9 protein-coding genes are annotated in these 12,280 nt (G+C 73.4%); 5 read left to right on the top strand and 4 right to left on the bottom strand.

Going from position 1 to position 12,280, the window contains the following annotated elements:
* The first annotated feature begins 11 nt into the window (after positions 1 to 11).
* The gene (locus NOSIN_RS15850; protein ID WP_077691492.1) at positions 12 to 452 is read left to right on the top strand and encodes an NfeD family protein; all 441 of its coding nucleotides are present in this window, start codon (positions 12 to 14) and stop codon (positions 450 to 452) included.
* Positions 453 to 489: 37 nt separating this feature from the next.
* Positions 490 to 1,572 (top strand): SPFH domain-containing protein, encoded by a 1,083-nt coding sequence (locus NOSIN_RS15845; protein WP_077691491.1) that lies wholly within the window; start codon positions 490 to 492, stop codon positions 1,570 to 1,572.
* Positions 1,573 to 1,636: 64 nt separating this feature from the next.
* Here NOSIN_RS15845 and NOSIN_RS15840 read toward each other — a convergent pair whose 3' ends face one another.
* A complete protein-coding gene (locus NOSIN_RS15840) occupies positions 1,637 to 2,602 on the bottom strand; it encodes a quinone oxidoreductase family protein (protein ID WP_077691490.1) in 966 nt (321 codons plus the stop codon).
* A 77-nt stretch (positions 2,603 to 2,679) separates the two neighbouring features.
* Positions 2,680 to 4,941 carry a serine/threonine-protein kinase gene (locus tag NOSIN_RS15835; RefSeq protein ID WP_077691489.1) on the bottom strand — a complete coding sequence of 754 codons (2,262 nt, stop codon included), beginning with the start codon at positions 4,939 to 4,941 and terminating at the stop codon, positions 2,680 to 2,682.
* A gap of 431 nt (positions 4,942 to 5,372) precedes the next feature.
* On the opposite strand from NOSIN_RS15835, the gene NOSIN_RS15830 reads away from it, so the two are divergent.
* Positions 5,373 to 5,663, top strand: a complete 291-nt coding sequence (locus tag NOSIN_RS15830; RefSeq protein WP_077691488.1) for a DUF6504 family protein — start codon at positions 5,373 to 5,375, stop codon at positions 5,661 to 5,663.
* Between the two features lie 202 nt (positions 5,664 to 5,865).
* Here the strand turns inward: NOSIN_RS15830 and NOSIN_RS15825 are convergent, their stop codons facing one another.
* The gene (locus NOSIN_RS15825; protein ID WP_077691487.1) at positions 5,866 to 6,441 is read right to left on the bottom strand and encodes a GNAT family N-acetyltransferase; all 576 of its coding nucleotides are present in this window, start codon (positions 6,439 to 6,441) and stop codon (positions 5,866 to 5,868) included.
* A 215-nt stretch (positions 6,442 to 6,656) separates the two neighbouring features.
* The gene (locus NOSIN_RS15820; protein WP_077691486.1) at positions 6,657 to 7,757 is read right to left on the bottom strand and encodes a peptidoglycan recognition protein family protein; all 1,101 of its coding nucleotides are present in this window, start codon (positions 7,755 to 7,757) and stop codon (positions 6,657 to 6,659) included.
* Between the two features lie 555 nt (positions 7,758 to 8,312).
* Here NOSIN_RS15820 and cobT point away from each other — a divergent pair.
* Both cobT and cobA read left to right on the top strand, forming a co-directional pair.
* Positions 8,313 to 10,733 (top strand): nicotinate-nucleotide--dimethylbenzimidazole phosphoribosyltransferase, encoded by a 2,421-nt coding sequence (gene cobT, locus NOSIN_RS15815; protein WP_077691485.1) that lies wholly within the window; start codon positions 8,313 to 8,315, stop codon positions 10,731 to 10,733.
* A 221-nt stretch (positions 10,734 to 10,954) separates the two neighbouring features.
* A complete protein-coding gene (gene cobA / locus NOSIN_RS15810; RefSeq protein WP_077691484.1) occupies positions 10,955 to 12,235 on the top strand; it encodes a uroporphyrinogen-III C-methyltransferase in 1,281 nt (426 codons plus the stop codon).
* The last annotated feature ends 45 nt before the right edge of the window (positions 12,236 to 12,280 follow it).

The raw sequence follows: 12,280 nt of genomic DNA, 5'->3' as shown, positions 1-12,280 counted from the left end.
GTCACACGGACATGGGCGCCTGGTTGGTCTGGCTCATCCTCGCCATCGGCCTGGGAATCGCCGAGGCCCTCACCCTCACCTTCGTGCTCGGCCTCCTGGCCGTCGCGGCGCTGGTCGCCGCCCTCCTCGGAGCGATCGGAATGCCGGTGGCCGTGCAGATCATCGGTTTCACCGCCAGCGCGGCAGCGGGAATCTACCTCGTGCGACCGATCATGCAGCGCCAGATGAGGGGCGGCTCCGAGACCAAGTCCGGAGCGGAGGCGCTCGTCGGGCGCTCCGCCGTCGTCATGCAGGAGGTCGACGGGGACGGGGGGAGGATCAAGCTCTCCGGAGAGGAGTGGTCCGCACGCTGTATCGACGAAGACCTGGTGATCCCGGTGGGTACGCGCGTCGACGTCATGGAGATCGACGGAGCGACGGCCGTGGTGTACCCGCGCGAAGCACTGCCCTGAACCAGCCACATCCCCACATCCAAGCCAGGTGCAGACCATGGAACCGACCATCGCCCTGATCATCCTCGCGGTCGTAGTCGTCGCCGTCGCCCTGTCGGCGATCCGCATCGTCCCTCAGGCGAGGGCGTACAACATCGAGCGGTTCGGCCGTTACACGCGCACCCTCGGCCCGGGCCTGAACTTCCTCATACCGGGCGTCGACCGGGTCAACACCAAGTTCGACCTCCGTGAACAGGTCTTCACCTCGCGCCCGCAGCCGGTGATCACCGAGGACAACCTCGTCGTCAACATCGACACCGTCCTCTACTACCAGATCACCCAGCCCAGGGCGGCGGCCTACGAGGTCGCCAACTACATCCAGGCCATCGACCAGCTCACCGTCACCACGCTGCGCAACGTCATCGGCTCCATGGACCTGGAGCGCACGCTCACCTCCCGCGAGGAGATCAACACCCGGCTGCGCGGCGTCCTGGACGAGACCACCGGCAAGTGGGGGATCCGCATCAACCGGGTCGAGATCAAGGCCATCGACCCGCCGCCCACCATCAAGGAGGCGATGGAGAAGCAGATGCGGGCCGACCGCGACAAGCGCGCGGCCATCCTCCACGCCGAGGGTGAGCGCCAGGCCCGCATCCTCAAGGCCGAGGGCGCCCGCCAGCAGGCCATCCTGGAGGCCCAGGGCGACCAGCAGGCCGCGATCCTGCGCGCCGACGGCGAGGCCCAGGCGATCGAGCGCGTGTTCCAGGCCGTGCACACCAACAACGCCGACGCCAAACTGCTCGCCTACAAGTACCTGGAGACCCTGCCGAGCCTCGCGCAGGGCGAGGGCAACACCTTCTGGGTGATCCCGGGCGAGCTCACCGAGGCCGTCAAGAACGTCAGCCACGCCTTCTCCGGGAATGCTCCCCAGACCGAGGCGCCCTCCACGGAGAAGGAGGACGAGGCGGCCCCGAGCGGTCCGGCGCAGATCGGCGCTCCCGACCCCGCCCACTCCTCCTCCGCCCAGGCCGCGGCGGAGGCGGCCGAGGCGGCCGAGCGGGCGGTCGCCGACGCGCGCGACGACGTCCGCAGGGCCGGAGCGAAGATCGGCACGACACCGGACCCGCGCGAGGAGGGATAGCCCTCCGAGGACGACGGGGGAGGGCGGGCGCCCTCCCCCGAGCCGTGTCCGGCGGGCGCCGGGCTCAGACCAGCAGCAGCTTGCCGGTGGTCCTGCGCGAGGCCAGGTCGCTCTGGGCGCGCCCTGCCTCGGACAGCGGGTAGCGGCCGCCGATCCGCACGTCCAGGCGGCCCGCCTCCACCAGCGTGAACAGGTCGCGGGCCCGGCCCAGCAACTCCTCGCGGTCGGCCACGAAGTAGGCCAGCGAGGGCCGGGTCAGGTACACGGAGCCGGCGGAGTTGAGCCGCTGCGGGTCCACCGGGGCCACCTCGCCGGAGGACTGTCCGAACAGGGCCAGCACACCGCGCGGGCGCAGCGAGGCCAGGCTGGCGTCGAAGGTGTCCCTGCCCACGCCGTCGTAGACCGCGGCGACACCCTCGCCGCCGGTGAGGTCGCGTACCGCCTCGGCGACGGGGGTCTCGGTGTAGCGGACGACCTCGTCCGCGCCCGCCTCGCGCGCGATCCGCTCCTTCTCCTCGGTGGAGACGGTGCCGATGACTCGTGCGCCGCGCTCCTTGGCCAACTGTGTGACCAGCAGCCCGGTGCCGCCCGCCGCCGCGTGCACCAGCACGGTGTCGCCCTCGGAGACCGGGTACACCGAGCGGACGAGGTAGTGGGCGGTCATGCCCTGTAGGAGCAGGGCGGCGGCCTGCTCGCCGGGGACCGCGTCCGGAACGGGGACGACCAGGGAGGCCCTGACCACGGCCCGGTCGGCGTAGGCGCCGGGGGCCATCGCCCAGCCGACCCGCTGCCCGACGGACAGGCCGGTGACGCCGTCGCCGACGGCGGCGACCACACCGGCGGCCTCCATCCCGGGAACGTAGGGGAGCGGGACGTCGTACAGGCCGCTGCGCTGGTAGATGTCGATGAAGTTGACCCCGCGGGCCTCCACGTCGACCAGAACCTCGCCCGGACCGGCCACGGGGTCGGCCGTCTCGGTCAGCCGCAGGACCTCGGGTCCGCCGGTCTCCTCGATCACGATGGCGCGCATGGGTCCACTGCTCCTTTTCGGATACGTTCCCGGCATCATGCCAGTCCGGCTCCGGGTCCGCCATGGCGGACCGACCCCTACTCCCCGTTCTCCTCGAGGATCTCGTGGAGCTCGAAGCCGGTGAAGAACGCCCCGAGCGGATCGTTGCCCCACCCCTGACGGGTCACGAAGCCGATCCGGCGGCGGTCCTCCGCGTCCTCGGCGTCGTCGGGGAGGGGTTCCTCGTCCACCGTGGTCAGGACGTGCTCCCCGTTGACCCACATGGACATCTCCATGGTGTCCGCGGCCCCGTCGAAGCGGCAGGCCATCGTGACGGTGTTGGTGGGGATCGCCTCGGCGTCGAAGTCGTACGGGTCGTCGCGGTCCTCGTAGCCGTACTCGGCGCGCACCGACTCGTCGAAGAGGGGGTAGGAGGCGTAGCCGGGCACGTCGGTGCTCTCCGCGAGGACACTGTCCCCCTCCACCTCGCTCATCCGGCGGATCGACGCGCCCTGGCCGTCGTAGCGCAGCAGGGCCTCGTACTGGCTGCGGCCCTCCTCGCCGTCGTTGTCCCAGCAGCGCACACCGAACCAGGCCTGTTCGGGACCCTCGGCCACGTACGCGGTGGTGCTGACCAGCACGCTCGGCGGCAGCACCTCCTCCCCTTCCTGCTCCAGGTCCACGACCTCGCCGCGGCTGGGCTGGGTCTCGGGATCGAGTTGGAGCAGGACGCCGCGCTTCTCGGCCCAGTAGCCGTCGGACTCCCCGTGCTCGAAGGTGGTGCTGACCCAGCCGGGGTCGGAGCTGAAGTCGGGGTTGTAGAGCGAGACGGTGTTCTCCGGGATCGCCGCCCCGCCGTTCAGCAGGACCACGGCGCCGACGGCGGCCGCCAGGACCACCGCGCCCGCGGCCGCTCCGATCACCGCGAACCGCCTGCGGCCGCGCTCGGACGGTGTGCCTCCAGGGCGGCCCGGACCGTCTGGGGCACTCGGACCACCGGGGCCGCCCGGGACACCGGGACCGCCCGGGCCGGAGTACGAGCTGAATGCGGGCCGGCCCTGCGGCGAAGATCCGTGGCCGCCGTGCATCTGGTGGCTCGGGGGGATGTGGCCGCCGGAGGGGCCGTAGTGGCCGGGGGCCTGCTGCCCCCGGGGCGGATATCCGCCGTGCCGCATCTCCTGCTGGGGGCCGGTGGGCGGGAGGCCCTGGCCCGGCCGCTGTTCCGTCCGGGGCCGCTGGGCCGTGGGAGGCGGCCGGTCCGACCACTGTCCCTGGGCGGGCTGCCCGTACGGGGGGTACTGCGTGTGCCGTGTCTGGGCGGGCCGGCCTCCGGGCGGTGTCGCCGTGCCCGGTTCGGGACCGTCCTCCTGCTGCGGCACCTCCGCCGGCCGGGGTCCGCTCGGCGCCCGGGGGCCGGACTCCCCGGCCTGTTCCCCGGGGGCACGCGGGGGCCGGCCGGGAACGGGAGCGCTGCTCGGCGGGGCCCACGAGACGCTGATGCTGCGGCTCACCTCGGCCTCCTCCGGCTCGTCCTGCCCGGTCAGCCGGGCCAGGATCTGCTGGGAGGTGGGGCGGTTCTCCGGGGCCTTGTCCAGGGCCGAGCCGACCAGGTCGTACAGGCTAGGGTCCAGGCCGTCCAGGCGAGGCGGTGCCGAGGAGATGTTGTGCAGCACCGCGGGCACCGTGGCGGCGTCGAAGGGGGCCGAGCCGGTGCACGCGAACGCCACCAGGCAGCCCCACGCGAAGACGTCGGCGGCCGCGGTGGCCTGCTGCCCCAGGATCAGCTCCGGCGCCATGTAGGAGGGCGTCCCCATGAGCTGGCTGGAGCGGGTGACCGCGCCCCCCGAGCCGTCCAGGGCACGGGCGATGCCGAAGTCGATGACCTTCGGGCCGACTGGTGACAGCAGTACGTTCGCGGGCTTGAGGTCGCGGTGGACCACCCCGGACCCGTGGATGGCGGTGAGCGCGGCGGCCACGCCCATGGCCAGGCCGTCCAGGGTGCCGCCCGCCATCACGCCGTCCGCGCGGATGGCCTCGTCCAGGTTCGGGCCGGGCACGTACTCCGAGACGATGAAGAGGAGGTCGCCCTCCAGGCGCGCGTCGATCACTCCGGCGGTGGAGAAGCGGGCCACACGGCGGGCCGACTCGACCTCGCGGGCGAAGCGGAGCCGGAAGGACTCGTCGTCGGCCAGGTCGGGGTGGATGAGCTTGACGGCGACGGGGCGGTCGGAGGCGTCCCTGGCGAGGTAGACGGTTCCCATGCCGCCCCGGCCGAGACGGCTCACGACGCGGTAACCGTCGAGTTCGCTTGGGTCCCCCGCTCGCAGGGGTTTGCCGCTCTGGTGCCCGTTCGACGTCACAGTTGGGGGTCCTCATATGAATCGTGGAGTTCGCGCCTGACAGCGTATCGATGCCGACACGCCCGCACGCTCTGGACTGGCTGGTCCCGCGGGTCTACGGGGGAGCGCGTGGCCCGTGGGGGGTCTCGGGGCGGCGCGAGGATGCGCCGGGAGTCGGTCCGGGTGGATCTCCTGGAGCTGGGATTCTTCGAACAGTACGCCGATGGGCCGATCGCGGGAACCGGCTGCACATGGCCCGGTAGGGCCGTTCCCGCGAACGCGCGGGACGCGAGGCGGTGGCCCCCGGTCACATGAGGGGATGCGGGTCGGCCCGAAACAGTTCCACGGGAGCGCTGGTTTCGCTAGGATCAGAACACACGTTCGAACACCTGTTCGCGTCTTTCCCACGGGTGGGTGCCCCGGTGGCGTGTGCCGAGACTGTCAGGAGGCGAATGATGCTGAGGGGAAGTGTCGTGGGACGTTACTACGGGGCGGAGGTCACCGTTGTCGAGGATGACGGGCGCCCGGCCCGGTTCACGTGGAACGACAGGGTGTACGGGGTGCGCAGGATCCTCGAACACTGGGTCACCCTGCGCATGGACTGGACCCCCGCGCGCGAGTCCCAGGTGCCCGAGCGCAGGCACTGGAGGGTGGAGGCCGGTACGGCGCAGTCACAGGGGGTGTACGAACTGCGCCACGACACCTCGACCGGCAGGTGGCTGCTCTCCCGTGTGTGGGGGTAGGCCCTCCCGTCTCCCTCCCACCGCCCTCAACGGACGCCTGCGGCGCGGCCCTTTCCCGCCGTCTCCCTCCCGCCACCCTCAACGGACACCTGCGGCGCGGTCCTTCTCGCCCGTCTCCCTCCCGCCGCCCTCAGCGGACGCCGCACGCGGTCCTTTCCGTGCCCGCCCGTGGAGCGGGGCCGTCGGCCACACGGCCGCGGGGTCAGACCAGGTCGGCGGGCAGGAGGCTGTACACGGCCAGGTCGGCGCGACCCTCGTGCAGCGGCATCGCGCTGCGCTCGACACCCTCGAAACCGAACCCGGCGCGCTCCGCGACCCGGCGCGATCCGGTGTTGTCGGTGGCCGCCTTGATCTCCACCCGCTGGAAGCCCTGGCCGACCGCCCAGCGCGAGACGGCCACGGCCGCCTCGGTCGCGTACCCGCGGCCGCGCCCCCAGGGCGAGACCCAGTAGCCGACCTCGGTGGTCATCGCGGTCCACAGGACGCGTACCAGGCCCACCGATCCCACCAGACGTCCGGTCTCCTGCTCCACCATGGCCCACTGCTGTCCCTCACCGCCGGTGCGCACGCCGGGAGCCGTCTCGCGGCACCACGCCTCGGCGTCCTCACGGGTGTAGGGCACGCCGGGGCCGGGGAGGGGGATCCACCTCTGGATACCGGGGTCGGAGCAGGAGGCGTACACGTCGTCGATGTCGTCCTCGACGAACGCGCGCAGCCGCAGGTGTTCGGTCTCCAAGATCACGGACGGCAGGACCGGTCTGCCCTGGGTGGTGGTCACGCTGGCGCCTCTCCATCGGTTCGGGGTGCGCTCACGATACGCGCAGTTCCGAGGGCCCGGCACCTGCTTTCCCCTCACTCGGACAGCGGGGACCGGGGCCGCGGCGGCGCCTTCGGGACTCCGTCCGGAATCCTCCCCGCCCCGCCCGGGGACCGTGGTGCCGCGGGTCCCGGACGGGCCCGCCGGGGGACTCCTCGGCGCCGTCCGGAGGCGCCTCAGGCCAGGCCGGAGACGACACGCCGGCGGACGGCGGAGTCGAACACCTCCGCGAACGCGTTGCCCGGGCACTCGGTCGCCAGCCAGTCGCGGTGCCGCGAGAGCGCCTCGCCCGGGGTGACCACGCCCGTAGCGGGGTTCACGTAGTCGATGCGCTCCGCCGGGTCCACACCCGTCACCGCGCACAGCACACGCAGCACGTCGACCAGTGAGTCCTGCGCGGCCCTCGTGGGGAGTTCGTCGGTGAAATCCCCGAGCAGGCACACTCCGATGTTGCCCTGGTTGAAGCCGTAGGCGTGCCCGGCGGTCACCGGGCGGGCCCGTCCCGGAAGCGGGAGCCCGGAGAAGACCGGCACGCCGTCCCCACCCGAGTGGCGTCCCTCGTAGACCACCCCGTCGGGGTCGATGAGCAGGTGGTAGCCGATGTCGCCCCAGGCCTGCCGCACAGCGTGCAGGTAGTACACCGCCCGCACGTCCGCCGCGTGGTCGTCCCCCGTCGGGATCGCGGTGTGGTGGACGGTCAGCGCCTGCGCCGGGTGGAACTCCGCCTCCCACAGGTCGGTGCCCTCGTCGTCGAAGCGCCAGGACTCGTCGGCGCCCCAGCCCGCGCGGGTGCGGAACGGGAGCGGGGCCAGGCCGCGCGGCACGTCGGATGACCTCGAGGGAAGCCACGCCTGTTCGGGACCGCCCAGACGCAGCCCCTCTCCGTCACGCAGGTTCACGGCGGCGGCCTCTCCCCTCGAACGCACCTCGTAGCCGGTGGCACCCTCCGGCGCGCGCACCAGCGCGCCCGCGACCTGGCCGCGGTCGTCGCGGCCCTCGGAGTGAAGGTGTACCGGGCGCCACCCGCCCAGGCCGTCCGCGGTCTCGAAGCGGACCGCCGTATCGGTTTCCCCGGGCCTGCCGGTGACGGCCACCATGTCGAAGCGCATGCCGGGCCGGACGAGTCCGCCCGGTCCGCCGGGCCGGGCCAGCACCCGGGGCACGACCCGGTCGCCGACGTCCCCGGCGAGAGCGGGGCGTGGGGAGGGGAGGGCGGTGCTCAGCGCGGTCAGGCCCGCGGCGGCGGTGGCACCTGCCAGGAGGGTACGCCTTCGCATGTGTGTCCGTCCGTTCGGCTCTTGCGGCTGGGCTCCCGGGAAGCGGGAACCCCGACACCCTTGCACGGCTCTGTGGCCCACGTCACGAACGGCACGGCCGAATCTGTGGCAGGTGGTAGTTCCTGTGTCAGGTGATGGTTTCTGTGGTGGCGAGGCGGCCCACTCGACTTCGCCGTCCACGTGAGGGCGGAGCGCCACCGGCCCTGGCCGCGGGGGAGGCGTGCCGCTCCCGGACGCGGTCGCCGAGACGGACGCCCGGGCGGTGCCCCCGGTCCGCACCGAATCGGCGGATCCGGCACCCGCCCGCCCCGATCGGCTGTCGCACATGCCCTGACCTGGTGCGGAGAGGACCTGGTCTTCCGTAAACCCAGCGTGCCCCCGCGGACTCTGGCACAGTTGGTGATGACTTTGAGGGTCCCGGTGTCGAGCCGGGGCCGATGGCCCGGGGTCTCGGGGGACCCGTGCGAAAGGCGAGAAAGCCGCTGGCTACGCTTGTCGGTCAATACCGAACCAAGCGGAAACGGGCCGTCGAAACACCTCTTTCGGGGAGCGATCATGACCAAGGATGACCGCGAGGACGCCCGGCGCGGCGAGGAGAGCGGACACGAACCACCCCGGTGGCACGGCGGCAGACCTGCCCCGGGGACCGGTCCCCGCCTCGGCGGCCTGCTGGACGGGCTTCCCGAGAGCGGGCGCGGTACCCAGGCCCAGACGCCCGGGAACGGCGCACCGACCAACCCGTTCCGGCAGCGGCCCGCCCCGCCACGGACGGCCGAACCGGCCGAGCCCGTACCCCCGTCCCCGCCCCCCGCCCCCTCCGAGCCCTCCTCCCCCTACGGCGCGCTTCCCCTGGAGGTTCCCGCGGTCCCGTGGCCCCAGCCCGAGGCCGCGTCCGGGGCCCGGCCGGAGACCGCGTCCGCGTCCGGGGCCCGGACCGAGGCGCCGCCTCGGAGCGGGCCCGCCGTGGACACACCGCCCCAACGCCCCAACGTCATCCCCTTCAGAGGCGGGGAACGCGCCTCCGGTCCCGGTACCGAGGCCGTCCACCAGGCACCTCCCGCGCCCACCCCCGACCGGGGGACCGGGCACGGGGAGGAGCCCTCCGCGACCGCCGAGGCAGAGCAGAAGATGTACGCACACGAAGCAGTCCAGTCCCCGCCCGAACCGCAGCACACCGGGCCGCCGGTCCATCCCGTCCCCGGGCCCCAGGCGGCGACCGCGGCCGCGGGCACCGACGCCGGCTGGTCCGACCACGCCTACGGCGCCGCCGAGCGCGCCGCCGTCTACCGGGCCATCCGCGAACGCCGCGACGTCCGCGTGGGGTTCCGTCCCGACCCGGTTCCCCACGACGTGCTCACCCGCGTCCTGGAGGCCGCCCACCAGGCGCCCAGCGTCGGCCACTCCCAGCCCTGGGACTTCCTCGTCATCGACGACCCGGGGCTGCGCGGCCGCGTCAGCGACCTCGCGGCGGCCGAGCGCGACGGCTACACGCAGGCCCTGCCCAGCACACGCGCCCGCGCCTTCTCCGGGCTCAAGGTCGAGGCGATCCTCGACGCGCCCCTGAACATCGCCGTCACCGTCGACCCCACGCGCGGCGGCCGGCACACCCTGGGACGCCACGCCAAGCCCATGGCCGCCTCCCACTCCGCGGCGCTCGCCGCGGAGAACCTCTGGATCGCCGCACGCGCCGAGGGTCTGGGCGTAGGCTGGGTCACCTTCGTCGACGAGCGCGACGTCGCCCGTGCCCTCGAACTCCCCTCCCACCTGGACGTGGTCGCCTACCTGTGCGTCGGCTACGTGGAGGAGTTCCCCACCGAACCCGAACTCAGCCTCTCCGGCTGGGCCCGGGGACGCCCCCTGTCCTGGGCGGTGCACCACGACCGCTACGGTCGCCGCGGTCTGCCCGGCCAGGAGCCCACGAGCCTGCTGGAGGAGACCATCACCACCGTCGGAGCTCTGAACACCCGTGCGGTGGAGGAGGCCAGAGACCGGCAGAACCGCATGACCAAGCCGCCCGGCTCCCTCGGCGTCCTGGAGGAGGTCTCGGTCCAGCTCGCCGGACTCGCGGGGGAGTGCCCCCCGCCCATTCCCGAGCCGGCCGCCGTCGCCGTGTTCGCGGGAGACCACGGCGTGCACGCCCAGGGGGTGACCGCCTGGCCCCAGGAGGTCACCGCCCAGATGGTGCACAACTTCCTGGCGGGCGGCGCGGTCGTCAACGCCTTCGCCTCCCAGGTCGGCGCCGAGGTCACCGTGGTGGACGTCGGCGTGGTCGGCGACCTGCCCCAGACCGTGGGTCTGCTGCCCCGCAAGGTCGCCCGCGGCACCGCGGACTTCACCCAGGGCCCCGCGCTCACCCGCCAGCAGGCGCTCCAGGCTCTGGAGGGCGGTATCGAGGTCGCCCGCGACCTGGTCTCGGCGGGCAACCGCTGCCTGGTCACCGGCGACATGGGCATCGCCAACACCACCCCGGCCGCCGCTCTGGTGTGCGCCTTCACCGGCGCGGACCCGGAGCGGGCCACCGGCCGCGGCACCGGTGTGGACGACGCCATGTACGCGCACAAGATCGACGTGGTGCGGCGCGCCCTGGCCGCGAACCCGGTCGACCCGGACGACCCCGTCGGCACCCTCGCGGCGCTGGGCGGTCTGGAGCACGCCGCCCTGGCCGGGTTCGTGCTCGGTGGCGCGGCCCTGCGCGTCCCCGTCCTGCTCGACGGGGTCATCGCGGGCTCGGCGGCCCTGGCCGCCGCCGCGATGTCCCCGGAGGTGGTCGGCGCCTGCTTCGCGGGACACCGCTCCAGTGAGCCCGGCCACAGCCTGGTCCTGGAGCACCTGGGCCTGCGGCCCCTGATCGACCTGGAGATGCGCCTGGGCGAGGGGTCCGGCGCGCTGTTGGCCCTGCCGCTGCTCCAGGGGTCGGCGCGCGTGCTGCGCGACGTCGCCACCTTCGACGACGCGGGCGTGTCCGCCGTACACTGACGGCGGCTTCGGCCCACACCGTACGGCCCCCGCCCGCACCGGCCCCCGGTGCGGGCGGGCTCACACTCCCCGGGCGCGACCCGTTTACGCCCGCGTAACACCCGTTTGGCAACGTACGGTGAGGTAATCACCGACATCGCCGGTGGCTGGTGTGCCTCCCGCCGCCAGCACCCCGCCGTCGTCGCCGGGGGCCGGTACGGACGACGGAAGGGGCGCGATCCGTGACCTATCTCCTTGGGCTGCGCATGCAAGGCCGTGACGTGCTCGTCGTCGGCGGGGGCAGAGTCGCCCAACGGCGGGTGCCCGTACTGGTCGAGGCCGGTGCGCGGGTCACCCTCATCGCCCCCGCGGTGTCCGCGGCCCTGGAGGACCTCGCCTCGGCCGGACACCTCACCTGGCACCACCGCCCCTACGCCCCCGGCGACGTCGCGGGACCGGACGCCCCCGCCTACTGGCTCGTCCACGCCGCCACGGACGATCCCGGGGTGAACGCCGCCGTCGCCGAGGAGGCCGAGGGCGCCCGCGTGTGGTGCGTGCGCGCCGACGACCGGACCGCCTCCTCCGCCTGGACCCCCGCCAGCGGCACCGCGGGCGGGATCACCGTCGGCGTCATCGCCTCCGGCGACCCCCGACGCGCGGCCGGACTGCGCGACGCGGTCGTCGACGGCCTCGTGGACGGCACCCTCGACGCCCGCCGCGGACGCGAGCCCCTCCGGGGCGTCGCGCTCGTCGGGGGCGGCCCCGGTGATCCCGGTCTGATCACGGTTCGGGGGCAGCAGCTCCTCTCCCAGGCCGACGTGGTGGTGGTCGACAGGCTCGCCCCGACCTCCCTGCTGGACCGCCTGCCCGCCGACGTCGAGATCGTCGACGCCGCCAAGATCCCCTACGGCCGGTCCATGACCCAGGAGGACATCAACGCCGTCCTGATCGACCGCGCGCGCCGGGGCATGTTCGTGGTGCGCCTCAAGGGCGGCGACCCCTTCCTGTTCGGCCGCGGTGGCGAGGAGGCCGCCGCCTGTGCCGCCGCCGGGGTCCCCGTCACGGTCGTGCCCGGTGTGACCAGTGCGCTCGCCGCCCCGGCGAGCGCGGGCATCCCCGCCACCCACCGGGGTGTGGCCCAGGACGTGCATGTCGTCTCCGCGCACGTTCCGCCGGGGGACGAGCGCTCCACGGTGGACTGGGCCGGACTCGCCCGCGCGGGCGGTACCGTCGTGGCCCTCATGGGAGTGGAGCGCGTCGATTCGATCACCGAGGCCCTGATCTCCCACGGGAGGTCCCCCGACACGCCCGTTGCCGTGGTACAAGAAGCCACACTGCCGGGTCAACGGACCGTCACGGGTACGCTGGCCACCATCGCCTCGTCGGTCCGATCGGCCGGAGTGCGACCCCCTGCGGTAGTGATCATCGGAGAAGTGGTCAAAACAGCGCGGGAACTTGACATACTGCACACGGGCACCCAGTTCGAGACCCGTCGACTGGCGACCGGGCGCGATCTCCAGTGAGACCCTCGCCCGCGGCGTACGTCGTTCGCGCGGCGGGGGACCGTC

The organism is Nocardiopsis sinuspersici (assembly GCF_001998325.1).
GTDB lineage: Bacteria > Actinomycetota > Actinomycetes > Streptosporangiales > Streptosporangiaceae > Nocardiopsis > Nocardiopsis sinuspersici.
Note: the sequence above shows the minus strand (reverse complement) of the source record. Positions and strands in the feature narration are given on the sequence as shown.